Consider the following 23,473-nt stretch of genomic DNA (forward strand, 5'->3'; position numbering starts at 1 on the left):
CAAGACAATAACCACAAAGGGGTTCATAGTATAGCACATTAATATGGCCAAAAATACCGGAAGGAGAAATTCTAGATTTCCCTATCCTTTCCAAAAACGGTTAATCCAATAGCTGCCTGGCATGTGCCAAAGCTGAATCGGACAAGGTTTTTCCTCCCAACATTTCTGCCAGCTCTACCACCCTTTCTTCTGAAGCAAGCCTTTTCATTTTGGTATTGGTACCCATTAGTTCTTCCTCCTTGTAAACCTTAAAATGATGCACACCTTTGGCCGCTACCTGTGGCAGGTGGGTGATAGAAAAAATCTGCATCGTATTGCTCATATCCTTCATAATGTCTCCCATTTTATTGGAAATCTCACCGGATACACCCGTATCTATCTCATCGAACATCATAGTAGGCAGCTGTTCGTACCTGGCCAAAATAGCCTTTATGGTCAACATTATCCTGGACAATTCACCGCCCGAGGCCACCTTCTTCAGGTCTCCATAAGCCGACCCCTTGTTCGCTGAAAACAAAAAGCTGAGATCGTCCTTCCCTGTAGGTTTAAACTCCTTGGATGGTGCAATTTCAATTTTAAAGGTTGCACTGGCCATGCCTAAGTCGGTCAAAGTTTCCTCCAATTGTTTTTTCAGCTTTGGAATAACCGCTTTTCTTCTCTTACTTATATTGGAAGCTTCCGTATTCAACGCAATTTCCAGTTGATGCAACTCCTTCTTTTTACGGTCTATATCGGCGACAACATTTTCCGTTGCACTTACCTTTCCATCCAAGGCATTCCTTATTTCCAACAGTTCCGGAATAGTCTGTACCTTGTGCTTCTTTAGAAGATCATAAAGCAATTGAAGTTTGGCATTTACCTGTTCCAACATTTGTGGATCTGCCTCCACCTTATCATTTAGAATATTGAGTTCGTTGGAAATATCATCCAATTCAATAAATACTGATTTTATGCGCTCGTTTATATCTGAGTATTGGTGTCCAAAACTAGCCAACTTGCTGGATACTTGTTTCAGCTCTGTAAGCAAGTTTACCAACCCTATCTGCTCATCATTCAACAGCTGCTGACCATGTGACAATTGCTCCAGAATAATCTCCACATTGTTCAGCTGTTCGTACTGCTCCTCCAATTCCTCCAATATCCCCTCTTTTAAGGGAGCCGAATTTAATTCCTGCAATAAAAAACTATTATACTCGTGTTCCTTGGTGGCACTATTTTGAAAATCGACAAGCTTTTGTAATTCCTTCTGGGTAGCTTGATATAACAGCAACTTGGAAGAATAGGTTGAAAGCACTTGCCCATTATCGGACAGGGCATCTATGACTTTTAGTTGAAAATCATTATCCGCTAGTCGCAAGGTTTGATGCTGAGAATGCACATCTATCAATTGATCTCCCAATTGCGACAAAATATCCAAAGTTACCGGGGAGTCATTGATAAAGGCCCGTGACTTACCGCTGGGCAAAATCTCCCTTCTTATGATGGTCTTTGCCTCATAATCCAGGTCATTTTCCTGAAAAAATGCTTCCAGGCCATATTTGGAGATTTCAAATTCCGCCTCTACGATGCATTTATCCTCCTTCTCCCTTAAGGAAGAGAGGTCCGCCCTTTTTCCCAATACCAAGGACAACCCACCTAATAAAATGGATTTACCGGCACCTGTTTCACCTGTTATTACCGTAAAACCATTGGTAAACTTAACGTTTAAATGGTCTATTAATGCATAATTCTTTATGGAAAGATTTGTCAGCAATGTTTATTGTCTAAGATTGCCGTAAAGATAATTTATATTGCTTTGGAAAAAAATGTGTGGTAAAAAATTTCTATCTACCAAATCCTGTTGTAGCGGCAATCAACATTCCCATAGGAAGCCGATCAAAATTTGATATCGTTCCAAGTAGAAGAATAAAGTGGAGCTATTTTGTTCAAGGTTTGTTTTAGCTGCACAATATCCACTTTGGGACCGTCGGAAAATACATTTTGAATTTCTTCCGATTTTGCATCAAAAAAAGTTTGAATCAAAAAAGCATTGGGGTACCTACCCCCCAAGGTCTCCAACAAACGCATGGTCCCTGCAACCACTTGCTTTCCTGTGCTGTTGTTATCGGCCAGGACATCCAAACCCTTTCTATGGTAATTGTACATGGCTATTCTGTACTCTCTGTAGGAATTGGACAAAAGGTTGTCTACCAACTCAAACCTACTTCTTTGTCCAGAGGTCTGTGTCCATCCAGAATAACCGGCACTTTGGGCCAAAGTAACAACCTGTTGTGCCTTTTTATAAAAATCGGTACCGCCCTCCAAAGAAAAAGTGTCCGCATCCAAGCCAAGAATAATATAGGCATAGTAAGATACGACCCCTACCAAATTGGAAGTAATGTTGTTTTCGTTCAAGATCAAGGGCTGAAACTCTATATAATCAAAACTAAACTGGTTATCCTTATAATTGAAGACAGGACTTTCATAGGAGGTGTTAAAAACAGGTCTTGAGGATTGAATTTGAATGTTCCCTTTAAACCTACTGGATTCATACTCCGTAATGGTTATGAACATTTGGGCGTTAACCCTTTCATTTTCCTTGTAGACGCGATTGGACCACCTGTTCTTATTCACAAAATCATTTAAGGAACGCTCTAAGGTCTTGAAAATTTGTTGATTGGTCTGCCCAACCTGATCCGAATTTATAGTAACCACACAATTCAATTCCTGAGCTCCCAGGCTAATAGAAATTATAAAACAAATTAGGGCTATATATAGATTACGCATGGATCCTGTTCTTGATTTCATTCAAAATATCCAAAGCCACCTCTGCCTTGGTTTTTAACTCAAACGTTTTAATATCCAAATTCTTATCTATGAACGATATTTTATTGGTCAATTTTCCAAAGCCCGCACCGCTATCGTTCAAAGAATTTAGGACAATGGCATCCAAATTTTTCCGCTTTAATTTTCCTATTGCATTATCAACCTCATTTTCGGTTTCCAGCGCAAAACCAACCAGAAATTGCGCCTTCTTCATTTCTCCCAGTGAGAAAAGTATGTCCTTGTTCTTTACCAAAGTAATGGTAAATTCATCGGAGGCTTTCTTTATTTTCTGATCGGCTACTAATTTAGGTCTATAATCGGCTACCGCAGCAGCGCAAATAACGATATCCATATCCGGGTATAAGGCCACGGTTGCCTTATACATTTCATTGGCCGAAGTTACTTTTATAAGTTCTATATGGGAATGTTGCACGGTTAAATGGGACGGACCGGATACCAAGAACACCTGGGCCCCCAGATTAGCCGCATTTTTAGCCAACTCATAGCCCATTAGTCCCGATGAGTGATTTCCAATAAACCTAACAGGATCAATGGCCTCATAGGTGGGACCTGCGGTAATCAAAACTTTTTTACCATTAAGAGGCAGTCCCTTGGCCATGTCATCCATGAGAAAATCAACAATATCCTCGGGTTCGGCCATGCGGCCCTCCCCTATCAATCCACTGGCCAACTCTCCAGATGTTGCCGGAATCATAATATTCCCAAATGACAACAACTTTTTGAAGATTGCTGTAGTAGAAGGATGTTTATACATGTCCAAGTCCATTGCCGGAGCAAAGTAAACAGGGCATTTAGCCGAAAGGTATGTTGCCATCAATAAATTATCGCAGGTACCATTTGCCATTTTGGACAAGGTATTGGCCGTAGCCGGAGCAATAAGGACTATATCTGCCCAAAGTCCCAATTCTACATGGTTGTTCCAGGAAACGCTTCCGTTTTCTTCATCCACAAATGAGGAAAGTACGGCATTCTTGGACAGGGTAGCCAAGGTTAAGGGGGAAACAAAAGAGCTGGCGCTTTCCGTTAAAACAACTTTAACGTTAGCGCCAGCTTTAATAAGTAAACGAACTAAAAAGGTGGTTTTATAAGCAGCTATACCCCCAGTAATGCCCAAAAGTATATTCTTACCGCCCAACATCCTTTTAAGCGTCTTTCTCTGTATTCCTGTGATAAATTTTATCGTCCAACCATTCCTTCACCGCCAATGCATGCGGCTTGGGCAATTTTTCGTAGAATTTGGAAACTTCGATTTGCTCCTTGTTTTCAAAAACTTCCTCCAGACTATCACTGTAAGTGGCAAACTCTTCCAACTTCTCCAAAAGCTCCTTTTTAATTTCAGAATTAATCTGAACAGCTCTCTTGGCAGTTATGGAAATAGCCTCATAGATATTCCCTGTCTTGGCATCAAAATCATTTTTATTGATCGTCACCGTAGAAACAGGAGCCTTCGAGTTTTTTAAATCGTTCATATTCATATCAAATCGTATTTTTATTTGGAATAAATTTCTAATTCTTTTTCAACTTTTTCCAAAGTCTTATTGGCTTCCTTCAGATATTTGGACTCCGGAAAAGATTTTTTCAAAGCCATATAGGCAGCCTTGGCATCATTCAATCTATCTTTTTTAAGATAATCGAAACTGTTAAGCGCCAAATTGGTTGATGCATCAAACTTATAATAAAGGGCATCTTCGCGATAAACGGATCCCGGGTTGTCTGAAATAAAATTGTCAAACGCGGTAACCGCAGGCGTTAAAAAAGTATAATCGAATTCCCCGATAGTATTGAACTGTTTGGCTATCTCATAGGATTTTCGCTCCTTCTTCGTAGTTAATTCCCTTGCCATTATGTTGGCCTCGACCAAAAATTCGGAATCAGGGTAGCTATTGATGAAATTTTGAAGCTTTATCAAGGCCTTGTCGGTATCGGTTTGATCCAAAGAATATTTAGGAGAAAGCATATAATAACTCTTGGCTCCGTAAAACCCGGCTTCTACAGCCTTATCACTTTTGGGATACGATTTTAGGAACCTTTCGAACTGGTAACCCGCCATATTGTAGTCCTTGGTCTGGAAATAAGAATCCGCAAGAAAGAACATAACCCGTTCTCCTTGTGGCTTACCTATATATTTTGGAGCAATCTGTTCCAATAAGCGGTTCGCCCTTTTAAAATCACCGGCATCATAAAATTTTTCCGCTAAATCATATTTGGCCTTAACATCTTCGTTTTTAAGTACTTTTTGGTACTCACTACAAGAGCCAAGAACAGCGATCAATAATAAAAAGGAAAATAGACGCTTCATTTTTAAAAACATTTTGCAAAATTAAGGATTATAAACGGATATAAAAAACATTTTTATCGTGCTAAAATAGCCCGCCCCTTTACCAACCACAACATTTTTATGCAAGTTTTAACTTTGTTGGCAAAAAATCCTGTAACAGATGGTTTTATTTTTCTAAACCACTGTCTTAAGCAAGGTGTTCAAAAAACTCTTAATGGTCTTTTTTAGTGTTGCAGTGGCTTCAACCAATGGCAACCTAACAACTGCTGTTCCCAGTCCAACAGCCTCCAGCAAGGCTTTGATACCTGCAGGGTTGCCTTCCTTGAAAATTAAATCCATCCCGTCCTGTAGGGCATAGTGCAACGCAAAGGCTTCCTTAACCTGACCCGCCAATCCAAATCGTATCATTTGGGAAAATTCTGAGGGCAGTCCTTGTCCCAAAACGGATATTACTCCAGAACCACCGGCCAATACCGTGGAAAGTGCAGTAAAATCATCCCCAGAAATTACCATGAAATTAGATGGTTTATCCTTTATGGTACGCATAATTTGTACCATGTCGCCACAAGCCTCCTTAATACCCACAATATTATTAAAGTCGTTCGCCAATCTCAATACCGTTTCCGGCAACATATTGCTCCCTGTCCTACCCGGTACATTGTACAAAATAACGGGCTTGGGCGAGGCCAAGGAAATGGCTTTAAAATGCTGGTATATTCCCTCTTGGGTAGGCCTGTTATAATATGGGGAAACCGATAAAATAGCTACAAAATCCCGTAGATCGGTTTCCTGTAGTTCTTCAACAACGGCCGCAGTGTTGTTACTACCTACTCCCAAGACTAAAGGAAGCCTACCGGCATTGGCATCCACAATGGTATCTATAACCAGCTGTTTCTCCTTTTTGGTCAATACAACAGACTCACCGGTAGTCCCTAATACAACCAAATAATCCACTCCACCTTCCACACAATAATTTACGATTTTTGCCAAAGCTATCGTATCTATAGAAAAATCCTCCTTAAAAGGAGTCACCAGGGCAACACCCGTTCCAACTAACTGTTCCATTATTTAATCTCATTTAAAACCCTTAAATATTTCCGTAACTCCTTTTTAAAAGTTTGGAAATCCTTGATGGGAGTATTCAATATCAAATCATTTAAATTTTTATCCACACTTCCAAAACCCACCTTCAATCTGGCTTTGGTCTTTAACGTCATTAACTGCAATAATAATTTTTCATCCGTATAATAATTGACCAAAAGGTCATATTCCCTATTTAAAAACTCCAAGGCATAACTGTTTTCAATATTTGCTTTCCAACCCAAATCCTTGTCGGAAAAAACTGGAGTTGAATAGGGGGAATTTTTATCGTAATATTTCTTGTACCCAATTATTTTTACGGAATTGGGCCTTAAGGAAAATTCATCCACAAACTCATAAAAAGCATTGGCATTTTCAAACTCGTCCAAATCAACAATACAACCCACAGAACTTATGCCCTTCTCCCTATTAATGGTTTCGGGCGGGGTGGTCAAGCCCCGTTGTAAAAACTTTTTACCTGCCCTAAATTTAATTTTTTCCTTAAGCGTTTTTAAAAACATGTATTTTTACATTTTCAAGATTGTAAATGTAAATAATATCGCCTCAATAATTATACGAAGGTAAGAAGTATATGGATTTAAAAAACAAACATTTTGTTATAATTGCAACAATACTGCTCGCGCAGAGTTGCAGGGAATCCGTTCCTAAGCTTAGAAATATTGAGGGTCAAAGGATTCAGATCAATTACGCTTCCATAGCCAAAGACTCCGTAGAAAACGTCATTGCCCCATATCGCAACAGGATCAATGAGGTATTGGACAGTGTTTTGGCCTACGCTCCAAAAGCCATATCCAAAACAGATGGTACATTGAATTCTCCCGCCGGTAATTTACTGGCAGACATTGTAATGCAGGAAGTAAACCCCGTTTTTGCCGCCAGAACCGGGAAGCAAATAGATTTTGTACTTCTTAACTTTGGCAGTATCCGATCCGTAATTTCACAAGGGGACGTTACCGAACGCACAGCCTATGAAGTAATGCCTTTTGAAAACTCGATAGTTATTGCCGAGCTGGATGGCAAGGCCATTAGGGCCATGGTATCGTTCTTAACAAAGTCTAGCGTTGCCCACCCTATTTCCGGGATTCAGGTAATCGTTGATAAAAATAAAAGTTTACAAGCAGTAAACATTCAGGGAAAACCATTTGACGAAAACAGGACTTATTATGTTGCCACTTCAGATTATTTGGTAACTGGTGGTGATAAAATGGATTTTTTTAAAGAATATATTACGTTGACGGATTCCGATTATCTAGTCAGAAATATACTGATCGATTATTTTAAGAAAATAGACACCCTTAGGGCAGCTACGGATGACCGATTTTTGCAAATAAAATAATTATGGAACGTAGAAAATTTATATCGGGTACAGCAGCCTCTGCCGCTTTTATTGGCATAGGGGGACTATCAATGAATTCATGCCAAAATTCAAGAAAAAAGCACATTACCATCTTACACACCAACGATGTACATAGCCATATAGATCCCTTCCCCAAAAACCATTCTGACTATCCCAACTTGGGCGGCCTGGCCAGAAGGGCAAGTTTGGTGGATCAAATAAGAAAAGAAAACCCTAATACCCTGTTATTTGACGCAGGGGATATCTTTCAGGGAACACCCTACTTCAATTTTTATGGGGGAGAATTGGAATTTAAACTAATGAGCATGTTAAAATATGATGCCGCTACCATTGGCAATCACGATTTTGACAATGGCCTTAATGGTCTGTATGCCCAGTTGCCCTATGCCACCTTTGATTTTTTATCTGCCAATTACGACTTTACCAATACCCTAATGGACAGTCATGTTCAACCATTTAAAACATATATGGTAGATGGAATTAAGATAGGGGTTTTCGGATTAGGTATAGAATTGGCCGGTCTGGTGACCAAAAAGCTGTACCAAGAAACCGTTTATCTAGACCCGATAGAAATTGCACAGGACATAAGCCGCACCTTAAAGGAGGAGGAAAAATGTGATTTAATTATTTGCCTGTCCCATTTAGGATATCAATACCAAAACCCTCAAAAACCGGATGACTTAAAGTTAGCGGCCAGAACAGAGAATATTGACCTGATTATTGGGGGACATACACATACATTTTTGGACAGGCCCACCATAGTTAACAATAGAAAAAACGAACAAATATTAATAAACCAAGTAGGATGCTTCGGTATTAATTTAGGTAGAATCGATTTTTATTTCGACGAAGGCAAGCAAAACAGTGCTGATGGAGTTTCCATCAAGGTATAACCCCATATTATGATTCAGGAAAAAGATAAATCTATAGTTTCAAAAAAAATTATCAAGGTACTAGGAGATGATTTTGTGGAACATATGGATAACATAGCTGTTGAGGAGCCATTGCAAATCAGTATCAGTATTTTAAAAACAGAATTCCCCATTACCAATAAAAATATCTCCATTACCATGAGAACGCCAGGTCATGATCAGGACTTGGCCATTGGATTTCTTTTTACCGAGGGCATTATCCAAGCTTCCGATCAAATAAAAAGAGTTGCCCTTGATGAAAATAGCATAAATGTCCAACTAAATAATTCCGAAAATATAGATATCGGTAAACTGGAACGACATTTCTACACTAGCAGTAGCTGCGGTGTTTGCGGCAAAGCCAGTATAGAGGCCATAAAAACAATCTGTAGCTTACCTCCTTCCCCGGCGGATTTTCAGATCGATAAAAATCTTATTAAATCCTTTCCCGGCATTCTAAAGCAAGAGCAAAACATTTTTAACAATACCGGAGGGATACATGCAGCTGCATTGTTCAATGTTAATGGCGAATTGATTACCATGCGCGAGGATGTGGGAAGACATAACGCTTTGGACAAAATAATTGGCCATTTAGTTACCCAGGACCTTTTGCCCTTGGATCAGCATTTATTGTTTCTTAGTGGTCGCGCCAGCTTCGAGTTGATACAAAAAGCGGCCATGGCAGGTATTCATTTTATTATGGCCGTAGGAGCCCCCTCCAGTTTGGCCGTGGAAATGGCCTTGGAACATGATATTACCTTAATAGGATTTCTAAACGAAACCAGGTATAACATCTACACTGGTCCGAAACGGATTAAAATTTAGGAATCTAAACTTTGAGGCTTATAGTCGAATACCTAACTTTATAGAATTAGGTTTATAATATTGTTGGAATGAAAATTAGAATACAGGGAAATTCGGTTCGTTATAGACTTACCCGATCAGAAGTGGCATTATTGAAGAAGGATGGCCACTACAAGCAACAGACCGCTTTTAATGGCAAGGATTTTATCTATGCCGTTGCGGCAAAAGAAAACATAACTGGCCTCCAAGCCGAGTTTAAAGGAGACACCATAACGCTTTATCTACCTAAGAAAGAAAGTTTAACCTGGCCAGATATCGATCGGGTAGGCTATGAAAACAAGATGGTTTTAAACGACGGACAGATCCTTAATTTATTATTGGAAAAGGATTTTGTTTGCTTGGATGAGCGTGTAGAGGACCAATCGGACAATTACCCCAACCCCAAGGCAACAACCGAAAAATAATGGCAGACGACCCTGAAAAACCATATCCCGAACCTACATCACCGGCAAAATTAACCGGACTTAAAACTTCAAGTCCCAAAAAGGTGGCAGCTGGAATTCCTGCGGTTATCTCCTCTGCCAAACATGTATTTGGGGAAATGGGACTCGGCCGTGGATTAAAAGCACTTGCCAACCTCAACCAAAAGGGTGGTATTGATTGTCCTGGTTGTGCCTGGCCAGATCCGGATGATGAGCGAAGCACTATAGCCGAATATTGCGAAAATGGCGCCAAGGCCATTGCAGAGGAAGCCACTACCAAAAAACTGGACGCCGACTTTTTCGCCAAAAATAGTGTTTCCCAACTTTCCATGCTTTCAGATTATGAAATAGGAAAAAAAGGTAGGTTGGCGCAGCCTATGTATTTGCCGCAAGGTTCGGATCATTATCAAGAAATAAGTTGGGAAGTGGCTTACTCCAAAATCGCAAAACATCTAAACGGGTTAAAAAGTCCGGACGAGGCCATATTTTACACCTCGGGAAGGACAAGCAATGAGGCCGCCTTCCTATACCAGCTTTTTGTTCGGGAATACGGTACCAATAATATGCCGGACTGTAGCAATATGTGCCATGAAAGTAGTGGCGTTGCCCTTACCGATACCCTGGGCATAGGCAAAGGCTCTGTAAAACTGGAAGATTTTTATGAGACAGAGGTTATACTGATCCTGGGGCAAAATCCGGGCACCAATCACCCTAGAATGCTCAGTGCACTTAAAAAAGCCAAAGAAAATGGCGCTACCATAATCTCAATTAATCCGATCATTGAAACCGGATTGTTAAATTTCAACAATCCCCAGGAAATAAAAGGAGCCCTGGGAATAAAGTCGAAATTAACGGACCTATACCTTCAGGTAAAAATAAATGGCGATATGGCACTTTTGCAAGCTTTGGTAAAAATCATGTTGACCAAAGAGGATAAGGATCCGGGAACTGTTTTTGATTTGGATTTTATAAAAGAAAAAACCCAAGGTTTTGAAGATTACCTAACGCACATAAGAACACTGGATCTAAGCAATTTAATTGCCAAATGTGGAATTCCCATGCAAACGCTGCAAAGTTTAGCCAATATACTGTGCAGCACCAATAAGATTATTGCTTGCTGGGCTATGGGCCTTACCCAACATAAGAATTCGGTAAATACCATAAAAGAGGTCGTAAACCTTTTATTATTAAAGGGAAGTATCGGAAAACCAGGTGCCGGTACCTGCCCAGTACGTGGTCACAGTAATGTTCAGGGAGACCGAACCATGGGAATTTACGAAAAGCCCTCACCATCATTTTTGAACCGGCTAGAGAAAGTATTCCGTTTTAACCCACCGCGCAAACATGGATTTGATACCGTAGAAAGTATTAAAGCCATGCATTCCGGTAAGGCTCGGGTGTTTTTTGCCATGGGCGGCAATTTTCTTTCCGCAACCCCAGATACCCTATTTACGGCAGAGGCACTTCAAAAATGCAACCTGACCGTACAGGTGTCCACCAAGCTTAACCGCAGTCACCTTATTCATGGAAAGGAGGCCATAATTTTACCCTGCTTGGGCAGAACGGACAAAGACCTTATTAATGGCGAATTACAGTTTGTAAGTGTTGAAAATTCCATGGGGGTTGTTCACAGCTCCAAGGGCAGTCTAAAACCCATATCGTCCAAGATACTAAGCGAACCTACCATTGTTTGCCAATTGGCCATGGCCACCCTGAAAAATTCCAAAGTAGACTGGCCAAAATATATGCAACATTACGATCATATTAGGGACAGTATTGAGGAATGTATTCCCGGATTTGAAAACTACAACCAAAGGGTAAGACAGCCTTCCGGCTTTTATTTGCCCAACGGGGCAAGGGAAAATTCCTATAATACTACAAGTGGGAAGGCCAATTTCAGCATATCCAATAGTGAGGCCATTGTCTTGGAGGAAGGTGAACTTTTAATGATGACCATAAGGAGCCATGATCAATTTAACACCACCATTTACGGACTGAATGATCGCTATAGGGGCATATTTAATGAACGGAGGGTTATATTGATGCACCCCAAAGATATTGAAAGTTACCATCTCCAGGATAGGGATTTGGTAGACCTTTTTAATTTCCACAACAATACGGAACGGGTAGCACAGAAGTTCATCGTTGTGCCTTACAATATCCCTGAAAAATGCTGTGCCACCTATTTTCCCGAAGCCAATGTCCTGGTACCCTTAAACAGCACTGCCGATAAAAGCAATACCCCTACTTCCAAATCGGTGGTCATTAAGCTTAAAAAACATTTATCCTAGATTTTACTATAATAATTAAGGAATATAGGCAACATTGTTTGTTTTTATTAAAAAACTGTTAGATTATTTTCAAAAGCCCTAACTTAACGGACACCAAAAAAAATATTAATTATCTTAAATTAATTTCAATGTATAAAACTGCATATATTTCAGTTCTTTTATTGCTTTTTACTATAAACGCCTTTAGTCAGGCCAACCAGCGGGAATATTACCAACTAAAGACCTACCTCCTGGATACGGAGGAACAGGAAAAGACCACGGACCAATATCTTGGCAAGGCCTTGTTGCCTGCGCTTAAAAAACTTAATATAAAGAACGTGGGGGTTTTTAAACCAAGAACAATCGATTCTTTAAATCCCAGAAGCATTAAAGTATTGATCCCAATGAAAAGTCTTGGAGATTTGGAAACAATAGAGGCCAAACTTCAAAAGGATAAGGTATATATGGCGGCCGCCAAAGATTTTTTGGACGCCCCATATACAAACCCACCCTATAGCCGGGTTGAATCTATTATTTTAAAAGCCTTTGTGGATATGCCAAAAATGAAGCCCTCTCCTTTAAGCGGTCCACGTAAAGACCGTATCTATGAATTAAGAAGTTACGAATCGGCAACAGAGGCCAAATACATAAACAAGGTAGAAATGTTCAACAAAGGCGGGGAGGTAAGCCTTTTTGACAATTTAGGATTTAATGCCGTATTCTATGGCGAGGTATTGTCCGGTGCAACAATGCCTAACCTTATGTACATGACCACATTTGAAAATCAGGCCAGTAGGGATGCACATTGGAAATCCTTTTCCGACTCGCCAGTTTGGAACAAACTAAAATCGGATCCCAATTACCAAAACAACGTTTCCAAAAACGTTACACGTTTCTTCTACCCAACTGAATATTCCGATTATTGATTATAAGCCCGAGCTTTTTCCATTTTGCAAATACCCCTTGGAACAACGAAAATTAATAACAAAAAAAAAGCGGTCAAGGGTATTTGCCATGACCGCTTTTTTTGTGATAACTACTTGATATTATCCCAAAACAAACAACATTGCTGTTATTGCGTTAAAAAATATTCCACCAATTGCCGTTGTTCGTCTTCCAAGTTTATACTCGGAAATTTCTTTTCTGCCATTCTATACCAATATCCGGCATTAAACTTATCACCTTCCTTTCGGTGCAGATAGGCATGGATCCAGCTACCATTGGTATTATGTAGGTCCTGTGCTATATCGTGTGAAGATTCCCAATCCCCTTTGGCATCAAACCACATGGCTCGTAAGGCTTCAGGCCAAGAAGATGGTGCCGATTGTTGGGACAGGGTAGCATTAAACTCTTCAAAACTTTTTGGAACGGACATCACTCTTAATTTATATGGACAATTAGGCTACGGTATTGGAGAGGGTCCCAATAGAATCGACTGTAATGTTCACAACATCCCCGTGGTCCAAGGTAAAAGAATCTGGGGGCACCACTCCTGTCCCAGTCATTAAAAGACTTCCAAAGGGAAAGGACATTTCACGATACAAATATTGAACTAAATCGGTAAGTTTCCGCTTCATTTGTCCCACCTCGGTCTCTCCCTCAAATACCGTATTTCCTTTACGCACAATTTGTATTTTTATCTTGGTATCCATGGAAATAGGCTCTTTGCTCAGCCAAATACAAGGGCCAACAGCCGCTGCCCCATCATAACTCTTGGCCTGGGGAAGATACAAGGGATTTTCCCCTTCAATGTCCCTTGAGCTCATGTCATTACCTATGGTATAGCCTATTATTTTGGCATTGGGGGTTATCACCAAGGTCAGTTCCGGTTCCGGAACATTCCATTTGGAATCCTTTCTGATCCTGACATCCTGCTTATGTCCCACTGCCCTACTAGCCGTACTTTTAAAAAATAATTCCGGCCTTTCCGCATTGTAGACGCGGTCGTAAAAATCGCCTCCACCCGCATCTTTGGATTCTTCAATACGAGCCTCCCTACTCTTATAATAGGTTACTCCGGACGCCCAAATTTCTTGGCGTCCCACGGGTGGCATTAAACTTTCGCTCAAAATGGCATCGCTATTTTCAATAGGATCAAGCTTGGAAATCAAACCTAGTGTATTATCGTATATGGCATCATCGGTAATAAACGAATCCCATTCCTGATTGATCAAATAAAATTTCTGGTCATTTTCAATCAAAATTCCTTGGTTGGTCTTATAAACTTTCATTCTTTAAAGATTAGATGATTAAACTTATTAGGGTTAGAACGATCATTGCAGAAAAGCCTAAAATGGCTGTCCCCAAACTATGCGTCCTGTATCCTTGATTTACCTTCATATCACTCATTTGGGTTACTACCCAAAAAAAACTATCGTTGGCATGCGACACCAGGGATGCCCCCGCACCAATAGCAATGACCACCAATGCTTTTGAAACCTCGGTATCGAAACCCATTGCCGGCATTAAAGGGGCAATTATGGAAGCAGTTGTAATTATGGCTACCGTAGAGGAGCCTTGTGCGGTCTTAATACCTGCAGCAATCAGGAATGGAAGCCATATCCCCAAATTTCCGTTAGACATATTATTCTCCAGTAATGAACTAATGTCCGAAGTCTGTAGTACTTTTCCAAATGCCCCTCCGGCCCCTGTTATTAATATAATAATGGCTGCAGAAGTAAGTGCCTCCCCTATCCATCCCGAGGTGCTCAACATTTCCTTATCCAATTTCTTGGGCAGGGTAAAGGACAGTACCATTCCGATCAAAAGGGCCACCACTGGGTTACCCACAAATCCTATGGCATACTTAAAAGTACCGTCCCCAAACGGCATAGTGGGATATTCGGCAAATGACCTTAACACAATAAGAATTATGGGAACGACTATAGGTATAAAGGAATTAAAAACCGATGGAGCGTTTTCCAACTGGGAATTAATCTGCTCCTCCGTTAGCTTTGGCGCTGGATCTATAAAAATTTTGGAACCTATTTTTTTGGCAAACAAAATACACACCAATAAGGCTGGTATACTGGTCATTAAGCCAAAGAGGATAACCTGTCCCAAATCTGCCTCTAAGATTCCGGCTGCAGCGATGGGTCCGGGAGTTGGTGGCACCATAGTATGGGAAGCCATTAAGCCCAGTGACAGAGCCACTGCTGTTCCCGCCAAGGACAGTTTTGCCTTTTTGGTAAGTGCCCTATTTAATGGCGAGACGATAATAAAACCGCTATCCGCAAATACTGGTATGGATACAAAATAACCAATAAAACCCATCGCCATATGAACACGTTTGGGACCAATAATTTTTAAGACCAAGTTGGCCAAGGTATAGGCCCCGCCCGATTTTTCCAGAAAAGTCCCTATTATTAAACCCGCTATAATGATAATGCCAATGCCACCGATAGTGCTACCAAAACCATCATTAATGGTCTTTATAAGCTCATCCAAGGGGAGTCCAGAAAAAATACCGAATAATAAACTAGCGGCAAGCAATGCCAAAAAAGGGTGAAGTTTAAAACGGGTCGAGGCCACAATGATGAATGCAATACAAAACAGAAGAAGTAGTATGGTATACATAATTACGATTTAGCACAAATATCTTTTACCCTCATATACCCTTATTTTTTCTACTTCCAACACTATTCATTTATATCCCCGTGGGCATATACATTATACCATACTTAAGAAATCGGCTTCCGAAATAATGGGAACCCCAAGACTTTCGGCCTTGGTTCTTTTGCTGGGCCCCATCTTGTCTCCTGCCACAAGATAAGAAGTTTTTGAAGAAATACTAGAGCCTACCTTTCCGCCGTTGTCCTCTATCAATTTTTTGAGTTCGTCCCTACTCAGGTTCTCAAAAACCCCTGATACCACAAAGGTCTGTCCTTTTAAGATATCGGTCTGATTCTCCAGTTTATCGGCAGAGACCTCAAATTGTACCCCGTATTGTCTTAATCTGGAAATAATTTCAAGGTTAATGTCGTTTCCAAAAAACGATACCAAGCTTTCTGCAATACGTTGGCCAATTTCATCCACCGTCATTAATTCCTCTACGGTCGCTATCATTAGCCCATCTATATTTTTATAAGCCCTTGCCAATTTCTTTGCTACGGTTTCCCCTACAAACCGGATACCCAAGGCAAAGAGCACCCTTTCAAATGGAATTTTCACTGATTCGGCAACCCCTTTTACAAGATTTTCGGCCGACTTTTCCGCCATTCGTTCCAAGGGTATCAGTTGCTCTTTGGTCAGTAAATAAAGGTCAGCGTAATTCTCAATAAGACCCTCCTTAAAGAGAAGTTCAACGGTTTCCCCTCCAAGCCCTTCTATATCCATTGCCTTACGGGAAATATAATGTTGTATACGTCCCGTAATCTGGGGAGGACATCCATACTCGTTGGGGCAATAATGTTTGGCATCTCCCTCATTCCGCTCCAATGGGGTATGGCACTCCGGACAATGATCTATATATTGGGTAGGCTTGGAATGGAGAGGTCTTTTAGTAAAATCCACCCCCACTATTTTAGGGATTATTTCCCCTCCTTTTTCCACAAAGACGGTGTCCCCTTCCCTGATATCCAGTTTCTCTATTTGATCTGCATTATGTAAGGATGCCCTTTTTACCGTAGTACCGGCCAAAAGTACTGGCTCTAAATTGGCAACCGGGGTTATGGCCCCTGTACGCCCAACCTGATAGGTAATTTCGTTTAACGCGGTGGAGACCTGTTCCGCCTTGAATTTGTAGGCCATGGCCCAACGAGGGGATTTGGAAGTATATCCCAGTTCCTCTTGGTGCTGTATATTATTCACTTTTATGACCACCCCATCCGTCTCATAAGGTAATTCGTGCCTATGTTTGTCCCAATACTCTATAAACTCAATAACCTCATCCGTAGTTTTACATAATTTGGCCGCTTTTGGAACTTTAAATCCCCATTCCCTAGCTTTTTCCAACATTTGCCATTGGGATTCCAATTTTAAATTTACGCCCACAATACTGTACAGCAAGCAATCCAAGGGTCTTTCAGCAACCAGCGCACTGTCCTGTAATTTTAAGCTGCCAGAAGCTGTATTTCTTGGGTTCATATAAGGATCTTCCCCATTCTCTATTCTTTCTTGGTTCATTTTGGCAAAACCTTCAAAAGGCAAAACGATCTCCCCACGGATATCAAATTTAGGAGGGTAATCCCCTTTTAATTGTAAGGGCACCGATCTAATGGTCTTTATGTTACTGGTTACATCATCGCCCTGAAATCCATCACCCCGGGTCACCCCCTTAACCAACTGGCCATTTTCATAGGTTAAACTAATGGATGCACCATCATATTTGAGCTCACAAGTAAATTCAACAGGGGCATCGCCCAATATTTTTTGTATTCGTTTTTCCCAATCTTCCAGATCTTCTTTGGAGTATGAATTGTCCAAGGAATACATACGATGTTCGTGCACCACCGTTTCAAAATTTTTGGTAATTGCACCCCCAACCCTTAAGGTCGGGGAACTGGCATCATAAAATTCGGGATGTTTTGCCTCAAGAGCCTGCAGCTCCTTCAGTTTCATATCAAACTCAAAGTCGGAAATAGTAGCATTGTCCAATACGTAATAATTATAATTATGCTCCCGAAGCTCCGTTCTAAGGCTTTCTATTTTGTCTTTAATTTCCATTTATAGTTGATCCTTTTTAATCCAAATTGGCAATGGCAAGGGTTCGTAATTTTTCATTTTATGCAAAAGTCCGTCTATGGAGTTATCTACCAACAATATATCGTAATATTCCTGCTTCAAAAATCCTTTATTGACCATAGTGCGCAGCATAGCCAGCAATTCATCATAAAACCCGTTGATATTTAAAAGTCCAATTGGCTTTTGATGAAGCCCAAGTTGTGCCCAGGTAATCATCTCAAACAACTCCTCCATAGTACCAAACCCACCCGGAAGTGTAATAATTCCGTCCGAGAGCTCATGCATCCTTAACTTTCGTTGATGCATATTTTCGGTAATTATTAGCTTGGTTAGTCCGCTATGGAACACCTCCTTTAATTTTAAAAAATCGGGGATGACACCTATAACCTTACCTTTATAGTCCAAGGCTCCCTGTGCTACCCTGCCCATAATACCTATTTTAGCGGCCCCATAGACCAAGGTAATACCCTCCGCTGCAAAGGTTGCCCCCAATTGATAGGCGCAATCCACTATTTCCGGATCATTGCCCTCACTACTTCCACAAAATACGACTATGCTCTCCATGTTTATTAATCTTTCCGCTTGCAAAAATATTAGTATCTATATCCATTTTATTTCCTTATGCCTTTAGGGTCCAGGACCATGACCAATATTTTAACTTAGTCCATTGGGATTGAGTACTGCTTTTAACATTCTATCATTTCCAAACATATCTTTTCTGAGTTCAATTTCGGAAAAATTTCCGGCTTCGAGCAGTTGTTTCATTTCTTCGCCAAGATATTGATTTATCTCAAAAAACAGCATCCCACTTGCCTTAAGGTGGTTTAAGGCAAAAAGTGTTATTTTTGTGTAGAAAATTAAAGGATCCCCATCGGAAACAAAAAGAGCCAAACCAGGTTCGTGCTCCAAGACATTATTTTTCATTTCCTTTTTTTCCAATTCCCTTACGTAGGGAGGATTGGATACTATTACATCAAATTTGTCCTTATAGCCCTCCATGGACAAAATATCCGCTTCCAAAAAGACAATGTCAACCTCATTGTCCACAGCGTTCTGCTGTGCAATCTGCAATGCTTTTTTGGAAATATCCAGGGCATACACCTTGGCATTGGGCAAGTTTTTGGCCAGGGATATGGCAATACAACCGCTTCCTGTGCCAATATCCAGTATTTTTAACCCTTCCTGCCTAATCCCTTGTTGAACCTCATTTAAAATCCAATAAACCAGTTCCTCAGTTTCGGGCCTAGGTATCAATACGTTTTCATCTACCCCAAATTCTAGATCGCAAAAATGGGCCTTCCCTAGAATATATTGAATAGGACGTTCTTGCTTTAATTGGCTCAAAGCATAAAACAAGGGTTCCTCATTATCCTTGGACACAACAAAATTAGGTTGCATGGCAAGAACAAATCTCTCCAAGCCCAAATAATGGTCTATTACCAAATAAAAAAAACTATCCACCTCTTCCTTTGGAAACAGCGGATCCAGTTCTAAATGATATATGTTTTTAATCTCTTTTAATAACATTCCAAAATTGTGATAAACATTGCAACCACCATGTACCTAAAAACGCTTAGAAATGATTGAAACCTCATCTATAACCTTTTTAGCATCCACACCGGACATGAATAATGACCGGTATCTCCCATTGGCTCCTTGATATAATGAAACCCGGTCTTTAAATATAATTTTTGGGCATCCCTCATAAAGGGCATGGTCTCCAAATAACAGTGTTCATAACCATATTCGATAGCCCTATCCAAACATAGATTTATCATTTTAACTCCCAATCCCCTGCCCCTAGCCTCTTCCAAGAAATACATTTTCTGCAATTCGCAAACATTGCCATTATAATTCTCCAACTGGGCGATTCCTGCACAGCCAATAATCCTACCATTTTCTTCCGCCACAAAATAAACGGCCCGGGGCTGGTCATAGTTTTCAAACATTTGATCCAAGGCTTTATCAGCATAGGCAGTGCCCACTTTAGGAACCCCAAGATCCTCCAAAACCTTTCTTATTACCCTGGCAACCTTATCATTGTCTTGAGGCTGAATTTCCCTTATGGTAGTGACTAACATATGATTACCAATAATCTACTTATATTGTTCTATTTTTGCGAAGTGAAGATACATGAAAAATATATTTCAAGATGTATACAGCTCGCCAAAAATGGCCTTGGGACCACCTTTCCCAATCCCATGGTGGGCAGTGTTATTGTGCATGGAGACAAAATTATAGGAGAGGGTTATACCAGTCCCTATGGCGGTTCCCATGCCGAGGTAAATGCCATAAATTCCGTAAAGGACAAGTCGCTTTTAAGTAAAGCTACCCTATACGTTACCCTGGAACCATGTTCCCATTATGGTAAAACCCCGCCATGTGCGGACCTGATTGTTAAACATCAGATTCCAAATATTGTTGTCGGGCTTTTGGACCCGCATGAAAAAGTTGCCGGAAAGGGCATTGAAAAATTAAAAGTTGCTGGCTGCAATGTCACCGTTGGTGTCCTGGAAAAAGAATGCTTGGAACACCATAAGCGGTTCATAACCTCCCATACCAAAAACAGGCCCTATATTATTTTGAAATGGGCCGAAACAGCGGACGGTTTCCTAGCCCCAAGCCATCAAAAAAGAAATAACAATCCCCAGCCTTATTGGATTAGCAATCCATACTCCCAACAGCTGGTCCACCAATGGCGCAGTCAGGAACAGGCCATTTTGGTAGGGACCAATACCGTATTGGCAGATAATCCCAAATTAAACGTTCGTCATTGGAAAGGAAAGAATCCAATTAGAATAGTTTTGGACAGGGAGTTAAAAATAGGCAAAAAACACCATGTAATGGATGGTAGCGTAAAGACCATCATCATAACCGCCGATAGACCTCAAAATCCGCCTCAGGGAATTTTTTATGAGCTTATTGATTTTGAAAGCAATTTGGCCGGACAAATTTGCGCCGTTTTACACAAGCATGAAATTATAAGTGTCATCATTGAAGGAGGGTCCAAAACATTACAAAGCTTTATAGATTCCGAATTATGGGACGAAGCTAGAATCTTTAAGGGTAAAAATAAATTTGGCGAAGGCTTGGAATCCCCAAGAATCCGTGGTTTTCTTCAAAGTGAAACACGCATAGAATCGGACATACTAACACTCCTAAAGCATGATTAAAAACATTATTTTCGATTTTGGGGACATATTCATCAATCTGGACAAACAGGTAGTTTTTAAAGCTCTGCAGGATAACGGCATCCAAGATTTTTTGCCCAAATACCATAGCATTAATGAAGACTTCGAAGTTGGCAAAATTAGTCCGCAGGAATTTGTGGAAAGACTGCAACCAGATTTTCCCCACCTTAGCCCCCAGGCTATCACAGATGTTTGGAATTCCATGTTGCTCGATTTTCCAGAATATCGGCTAAATTTTTTAGAAAACTTGGTCAAGGAGAATAGGTACAGGCTATTCCTTTTAAGCAATACCAATGCCCTGCATATTCCACATGTTATCAAGATTATGGGCACAGAAAGTTTTGAACGATTTAAAAGTTCGTTCGAACAGTTTTATTTATCCCATGAAATCCAATTAAGAAAACCCAACCACGAAATATTTCAATTTGTTCTGGAACAAAATAAATTAAACCCCCAGGATACCCTTTTTATAGATGACACCAAAGAAAATACGGATGCGGCCAATGAACTGGGTATGAAAACTTGGAATCTAATGGTAGGTAAGGAAGATGTGGTTAATTTAAACGACAGACTTTAGCATGTTGGACCTTGCGCTAAGTATTCTGTTTTCCAGCCTAATTTTTGTGGTTTTTAAATTGTATGATACCTATAGGATTCAAACCCTTTACGCCATCATCATCAACTATCTGGTTGCTTCTTCTGTGGGAATGTATTTTTACGACAGAAAAATTGATCTATTGGAAATTCCGGAAAAACCATGGTTTCTAGGAACTTTGGCTTTGGGAATATTGTTCATCCTTGTCTTTAATCTTATGGCAGCTACCTCGCAAAAAAGTGGGGTTTCGGTGGCGTCCGTAGCCACAAAAATGTCCTTGGTAATACCGGTTATTTTTGGTCTGCTGGTTTATAAGGAAGAACTGGGGGCTTTGAAATCCATAGGAATACTATTGGCCCTAGCTGCCGTCTATTTTGCCTCTATTAAAGAAAAGGATGTCCCTCTCAAAAAGAATAGCATTATACTTCCCGCCCTGGTTTTTATTGGTTCCGGCATAATAGATACAAGTATTAAATATCTGGAGGAGACCTTGGTTCCCAAGGAGGAGTTTCCTTTATTTTCTGCGGTGGTTTTTGGTTCGGCCGCAACTACAGGATTACTATTTATTGCAATTAAATCCTTTAAAAAACGGTCATTACCCAATATATTGACTGCCCTTGGCGGAATTACGTTGGGCATTCTGAATTATTTTTCAATATTTTACCTATTGCGCGCATTACAGCAGGAGAACCTTAACAGTTCTTCTGTATTCACCATTAACAATGTAGCCATAGTTATGTTTTCTACCCTATTGGGCGTTGTTCTGTTCAAGGAGCGCATCAGCGCCAAAAATTGGTTGGGCATTTCACTGGCCATAATCAGCATTTTACTAGTGGCTTTATTTTAATAGCTTAATATGGAGTTGGACGTTTATAAAACCTTAAAAGCACCTTCGGATGAAATTTTGTTCAAAGAACGCAAAAGCAAGTTTTTTGGGTACGCTTACCCAATACAGCATGAGGATGAGGTAAAACCCATTATTGAAGCGCTTAAAAAACAACACCACACTGCCAACCATGTTTGCTATGCCTGGCAATTGGGAATAGAGGATATTATCTACAGGACCAATGACGATGGCGAACCCAATAATTCGGCCGGAATGCCCATATACGGCCAAATACAATCTTTTGGAGTAACCAATGTCCTAGTGGCCGTAGCCCGAATCTTTGGCGGCACAAAACTAGGGGTCGGCGGCCTCATATCCGCTTATAGGACAGCGGCGCAAATGGCACTTGATTCGGCCGGGATAATAGAAAAAACTTTACAGCAGCGATACTTGCTTCATTTTGATTATTCCGAGATGGACAAGGTAATGCGCATTCTAAAGCAACATCAAATAGAAATTATTGACCAGAAAATGGAAATGGACTGCACCCTGGAAATATCGGTTAGAAAAAATGAAGCCATACTGACCGAAAATATTTTTGCTGCCATGTATCCAGTAAAAATAAAAAAACTAGACGTCTAAGTTGTCGAGGATATAATCTGGACATTTTATAGGCTTATTGGATTTCATATCCATAAATGCCAGAACCGTGTTGGCCTCTATTAACAATTCTTTGGCCTCGTTGCGAATCTCATAGTCAAATTCTATTCTCACCATAGGCCGCTTACGGATATAAGTTCTAACCGTTAAAAGATCGTCGTACACTGCCGATTTCTTGAATAAAATATTTAAAGAAATTACAGGCAACATTATTCCGTTTTCCTCCATCTTTTTGTAGGAAATGCCCATAGACCTTAACCATTCAACCCGACCCATCTCCAGATATTGCGCGTAATTCCCGTGATAAACCACGCCCATTTGATCCGTTTCGCCATACCTTACCCTAAAAGAAAATTCATTAAAATCCATGTTATTCCGTGTAAAACCTTTATATTTAAAAGTGTGAAAATAATGTGGTACAACATGAGAAAAAAAAAAGGAAAATTCAACCTCTTTGGATTTTTTTTTTAGAATATTTGTTCACATATTT

25 protein-coding genes are annotated in these 23,473 nt (G+C 40.3%); 10 read left to right on the forward strand and 15 right to left on the reverse strand.

Translation table 11 applies throughout. The annotated features are described in order from the left end of the window. Positions 1–100 precede the first annotated feature (100 nt). From recN to B9Y87_RS09445, 7 genes are all read right to left on the reverse strand, one after another. The gene (gene recN, locus B9Y87_RS09415) at positions 101–1,753 is read right to left on the reverse strand and encodes a DNA repair protein RecN (protein WP_085498383.1); all 1,653 of its coding nucleotides are present in this window, start codon (positions 1,751–1,753) and stop codon (positions 101–103) included. A gap of 122 nt (positions 1,754–1,875) precedes the next feature. Further along, positions 1,876–2,766 carry a type IX secretion system protein PorD gene (gene porD, locus B9Y87_RS09420; RefSeq protein ID WP_085498384.1) on the reverse strand — a complete coding sequence of 297 codons (891 nt, stop codon included), beginning with the start codon at positions 2,764–2,766 and terminating at the stop codon, positions 1,876–1,878. Next, on the reverse strand, positions 2,759–3,964 hold the full coding sequence (gene coaBC, locus B9Y87_RS09425; RefSeq protein WP_085498386.1) for a bifunctional phosphopantothenoylcysteine decarboxylase/phosphopantothenate--cysteine ligase CoaBC: 1,206 nt from the start codon (positions 3,962–3,964) through the stop codon (positions 2,759–2,761). Before coaBC ends, porD begins: the two co-directional genes overlap by 8 nt. A gap of 4 nt (positions 3,965–3,968) precedes the next feature. Next, a complete protein-coding gene (locus B9Y87_RS09430) occupies positions 3,969–4,301 on the reverse strand; it encodes a DNA-directed RNA polymerase subunit omega (RefSeq protein WP_072864859.1) in 333 nt (110 codons plus the stop codon). Positions 4,302–4,315: 14 nt separating this feature from the next. After that, the gene (locus B9Y87_RS09435; protein ID WP_085498388.1) at positions 4,316–5,137 is read right to left on the reverse strand and encodes an outer membrane protein assembly factor BamD; all 822 of its coding nucleotides are present in this window, start codon (positions 5,135–5,137) and stop codon (positions 4,316–4,318) included. A gap of 141 nt (positions 5,138–5,278) precedes the next feature. Next, a complete protein-coding gene (gene dapA / locus B9Y87_RS09440) occupies positions 5,279–6,169 on the reverse strand; it encodes a 4-hydroxy-tetrahydrodipicolinate synthase (protein WP_085498390.1) in 891 nt (296 codons plus the stop codon). After that, entirely contained in the window at positions 6,169–6,705 is a 537-nt protein-coding gene (locus B9Y87_RS09445) for a DUF6913 domain-containing protein (protein ID WP_072864854.1), read from the reverse strand. The genes dapA and B9Y87_RS09445 overlap by 1 nt, the downstream gene beginning before the upstream one ends. Before the next feature lie 71 nt (positions 6,706–6,776). On the opposite strand from B9Y87_RS09445, the gene B9Y87_RS09450 reads away from it, so the two are divergent. From B9Y87_RS09450 to B9Y87_RS09475, 6 genes are all read left to right on the forward strand, one after another. Further along, entirely contained in the window at positions 6,777–7,541 is a 765-nt protein-coding gene (locus B9Y87_RS09450; protein ID WP_085498392.1) for a 5'-nucleotidase C-terminal domain-containing protein, read from the forward strand. A 2-nt stretch (positions 7,542–7,543) separates the two neighbouring features. Then, a complete protein-coding gene (locus B9Y87_RS09455; protein WP_085498394.1) occupies positions 7,544–8,455 on the forward strand; it encodes a bifunctional metallophosphatase/5'-nucleotidase in 912 nt (303 codons plus the stop codon). A gap of 9 nt (positions 8,456–8,464) precedes the next feature. After that, positions 8,465–9,298, forward strand: a complete 834-nt coding sequence (gene fdhD / locus B9Y87_RS09460; RefSeq protein WP_085498395.1) for a formate dehydrogenase accessory sulfurtransferase FdhD — start codon at positions 8,465–8,467, stop codon at positions 9,296–9,298. A gap of 68 nt (positions 9,299–9,366) precedes the next feature. Beyond that, the gene (locus B9Y87_RS09465; RefSeq protein WP_085498398.1) at positions 9,367–9,741 is read left to right on the forward strand and encodes a DUF7009 family protein; all 375 of its coding nucleotides are present in this window, start codon (positions 9,367–9,369) and stop codon (positions 9,739–9,741) included. Then, entirely contained in the window at positions 9,741–12,050 is a 2,310-nt protein-coding gene (locus B9Y87_RS09470; protein WP_085498399.1) for an FdhF/YdeP family oxidoreductase, read from the forward strand. The genes B9Y87_RS09465 and B9Y87_RS09470 overlap by 1 nt, the downstream gene beginning before the upstream one ends. A gap of 128 nt (positions 12,051–12,178) precedes the next feature. Continuing rightward, positions 12,179–12,955 (forward strand): NIPSNAP family protein, encoded by a 777-nt coding sequence (locus B9Y87_RS09475; RefSeq protein WP_085498401.1) that lies wholly within the window; start codon positions 12,179–12,181, stop codon positions 12,953–12,955. 146 nt (positions 12,956–13,101) lie between these two features. Here B9Y87_RS09475 and B9Y87_RS09480 read toward each other — a convergent pair whose 3' ends face one another. The 7 genes from B9Y87_RS09480 to B9Y87_RS09510 form a co-directional block, all read right to left on the reverse strand. Next, positions 13,102–13,404: a hypothetical protein gene (locus B9Y87_RS09480; RefSeq protein ID WP_085498403.1), complete on the reverse strand. Its 303-nt coding sequence runs from the start codon at positions 13,402–13,404 to the stop codon at positions 13,102–13,104. Positions 13,405–13,426: 22 nt separating this feature from the next. After that, positions 13,427–14,260 (reverse strand): fumarylacetoacetate hydrolase family protein, encoded by an 834-nt coding sequence (locus B9Y87_RS09485; RefSeq protein WP_085498404.1) that lies wholly within the window; start codon positions 14,258–14,260, stop codon positions 13,427–13,429. Between the two features lie 10 nt (positions 14,261–14,270). Continuing rightward, on the reverse strand, positions 14,271–15,605 hold the full coding sequence (locus B9Y87_RS09490) for a GntP family permease (protein WP_085498406.1): 1,335 nt from the start codon (positions 15,603–15,605) through the stop codon (positions 14,271–14,273). Positions 15,606–15,698: 93 nt separating this feature from the next. Continuing rightward, complete coding sequence (gene ligA / locus B9Y87_RS09495; protein WP_085498408.1) at positions 15,699–17,693, reverse strand: NAD-dependent DNA ligase LigA; 1,995 nt, start codon at positions 17,691–17,693, stop codon at positions 15,699–15,701. Next, positions 17,694–18,275, reverse strand: coding sequence for an LOG family protein (locus B9Y87_RS09500; RefSeq protein ID WP_085498410.1), 582 nt, complete (start codon positions 18,273–18,275; stop codon positions 17,694–17,696). Positions 18,276–18,365: 90 nt separating this feature from the next. Continuing rightward, positions 18,366–19,238 (reverse strand): peptide chain release factor N(5)-glutamine methyltransferase, encoded by an 873-nt coding sequence (gene prmC, locus B9Y87_RS09505; protein WP_085498412.1) that lies wholly within the window; start codon positions 19,236–19,238, stop codon positions 18,366–18,368. Between the two features lie 68 nt (positions 19,239–19,306). Further along, on the reverse strand, positions 19,307–19,792 hold the full coding sequence (locus tag B9Y87_RS09510) for a GNAT family N-acetyltransferase (protein ID WP_085498414.1): 486 nt from the start codon (positions 19,790–19,792) through the stop codon (positions 19,307–19,309). A gap of 42 nt (positions 19,793–19,834) precedes the next feature. Between B9Y87_RS09510 and ribD the strand changes: the two genes are divergently transcribed. The 4 genes from ribD to B9Y87_RS09530 are packed head-to-tail and all read left to right on the forward strand — an operon-like array spanning position 19,835 to position 22,965. Next, positions 19,835–20,884: a bifunctional diaminohydroxyphosphoribosylaminopyrimidine deaminase/5-amino-6-(5-phosphoribosylamino)uracil reductase RibD gene (ribD, locus tag B9Y87_RS09515; RefSeq protein WP_085498502.1), complete on the forward strand. Its 1,050-nt coding sequence runs from the start codon at positions 19,835–19,837 to the stop codon at positions 20,882–20,884. Next, positions 20,877–21,479, forward strand: coding sequence for an HAD family hydrolase (locus tag B9Y87_RS09520; RefSeq protein WP_085498416.1), 603 nt, complete (start codon positions 20,877–20,879; stop codon positions 21,477–21,479). Before ribD ends, B9Y87_RS09520 begins: the two co-directional genes overlap by 8 nt. 1 nt (position 21,480) lies before the next feature. Next, entirely contained in the window at positions 21,481–22,344 is an 864-nt protein-coding gene (locus B9Y87_RS09525; RefSeq protein WP_085498418.1) for a DMT family transporter, read from the forward strand. Positions 22,345–22,353: 9 nt separating this feature from the next. After that, complete coding sequence (locus B9Y87_RS09530; protein ID WP_085498420.1) at positions 22,354–22,965, forward strand: IMPACT family protein; 612 nt, start codon at positions 22,354–22,356, stop codon at positions 22,963–22,965. On the opposite strand, the gene B9Y87_RS09535 is transcribed toward B9Y87_RS09530, so the two are convergent. After that, positions 22,954–23,352: an acyl-CoA thioesterase gene (locus B9Y87_RS09535; RefSeq protein WP_085498422.1), complete on the reverse strand. Its 399-nt coding sequence runs from the start codon at positions 23,350–23,352 to the stop codon at positions 22,954–22,956. The genes B9Y87_RS09530 and B9Y87_RS09535 overlap by 12 nt on opposite strands. Between the last annotated feature and the right edge of the window lie 121 nt (positions 23,353–23,473).

Source organism: Arenibacter troitsensis (assembly GCF_900177645.1).
Taxonomy (GTDB): Bacteria; Bacteroidota; Bacteroidia; order Flavobacteriales; family Flavobacteriaceae; genus Arenibacter; species Arenibacter troitsensis.

Excerpts from the sequence above, each read along its gene's own strand:
- porD (WP_085498384.1), bottom strand. The coding sequence starts at position 2,766 with ATGCGTAATCTATATATAGCCCTAATTTGTTTTATAATTTCTATTAGC.
- coaBC (WP_085498386.1), bottom strand. The coding sequence starts at position 3,964 with ATGTTGGGCGGTAAGAATATACTTTTGGGCATTACTGGGGGTATAGCT.
- B9Y87_RS09430 (WP_072864859.1), bottom strand. The coding sequence starts at position 4,301 with ATGAATATGAACGATTTAAAAAACTCGAAGGCTCCTGTTTCTACGGTG.
- B9Y87_RS09435 (WP_085498388.1), bottom strand. The coding sequence starts at position 5,137 with ATGTTTTTAAAAATGAAGCGTCTATTTTCCTTTTTATTATTGATCGCT.
- dapA (WP_085498390.1), bottom strand. The coding sequence starts at position 6,169 with ATGGAACAGTTAGTTGGAACGGGTGTTGCCCTGGTGACTCCTTTTAAG.
- B9Y87_RS09445 (WP_072864854.1), bottom strand. The coding sequence starts at position 6,705 with ATGTTTTTAAAAACGCTTAAGGAAAAAATTAAATTTAGGGCAGGTAAA.
- B9Y87_RS09450 (WP_085498392.1), top strand. The coding sequence starts at position 6,777 with ATGGATTTAAAAAACAAACATTTTGTTATAATTGCAACAATACTGCTC.
- B9Y87_RS09455 (WP_085498394.1), top strand. The coding sequence starts at position 7,544 with ATGGAACGTAGAAAATTTATATCGGGTACAGCAGCCTCTGCCGCTTTT.
- fdhD (WP_085498395.1), top strand. The coding sequence starts at position 8,465 with ATGATTCAGGAAAAAGATAAATCTATAGTTTCAAAAAAAATTATCAAG.
- B9Y87_RS09465 (WP_085498398.1), top strand. The coding sequence starts at position 9,367 with ATGAAAATTAGAATACAGGGAAATTCGGTTCGTTATAGACTTACCCGA.
- B9Y87_RS09470 (WP_085498399.1), top strand. The coding sequence starts at position 9,741 with ATGGCAGACGACCCTGAAAAACCATATCCCGAACCTACATCACCGGCA.
- B9Y87_RS09475 (WP_085498401.1), top strand. The coding sequence starts at position 12,179 with ATGTATAAAACTGCATATATTTCAGTTCTTTTATTGCTTTTTACTATA.
- B9Y87_RS09480 (WP_085498403.1), bottom strand. The coding sequence starts at position 13,404 with ATGTCCGTTCCAAAAAGTTTTGAAGAGTTTAATGCTACCCTGTCCCAA.
- B9Y87_RS09485 (WP_085498404.1), bottom strand. The coding sequence starts at position 14,260 with ATGAAAGTTTATAAGACCAACCAAGGAATTTTGATTGAAAATGACCAG.
- B9Y87_RS09490 (WP_085498406.1), bottom strand. The coding sequence starts at position 15,605 with ATGTATACCATACTACTTCTTCTGTTTTGTATTGCATTCATCATTGTG.
- ligA (WP_085498408.1), bottom strand. The coding sequence starts at position 17,693 with ATGGAAATTAAAGACAAAATAGAAAGCCTTAGAACGGAGCTTCGGGAG.
- B9Y87_RS09500 (WP_085498410.1), bottom strand. The coding sequence starts at position 18,275 with ATGGAGAGCATAGTCGTATTTTGTGGAAGTAGTGAGGGCAATGATCCG.
- prmC (WP_085498412.1), bottom strand. The coding sequence starts at position 19,238 with ATGTTATTAAAAGAGATTAAAAACATATATCATTTAGAACTGGATCCG.
- B9Y87_RS09510 (WP_085498414.1), bottom strand. The coding sequence starts at position 19,792 with ATGTTAGTCACTACCATAAGGGAAATTCAGCCTCAAGACAATGATAAG.
- B9Y87_RS09520 (WP_085498416.1), top strand. The coding sequence starts at position 20,877 with ATGATTAAAAACATTATTTTCGATTTTGGGGACATATTCATCAATCTG.
- B9Y87_RS09525 (WP_085498418.1), top strand. The coding sequence starts at position 21,481 with ATGTTGGACCTTGCGCTAAGTATTCTGTTTTCCAGCCTAATTTTTGTG.
- B9Y87_RS09530 (WP_085498420.1), top strand. The coding sequence starts at position 22,354 with ATGGAGTTGGACGTTTATAAAACCTTAAAAGCACCTTCGGATGAAATT.
- B9Y87_RS09535 (WP_085498422.1), bottom strand. The coding sequence starts at position 23,352 with ATGGATTTTAATGAATTTTCTTTTAGGGTAAGGTATGGCGAAACGGAT.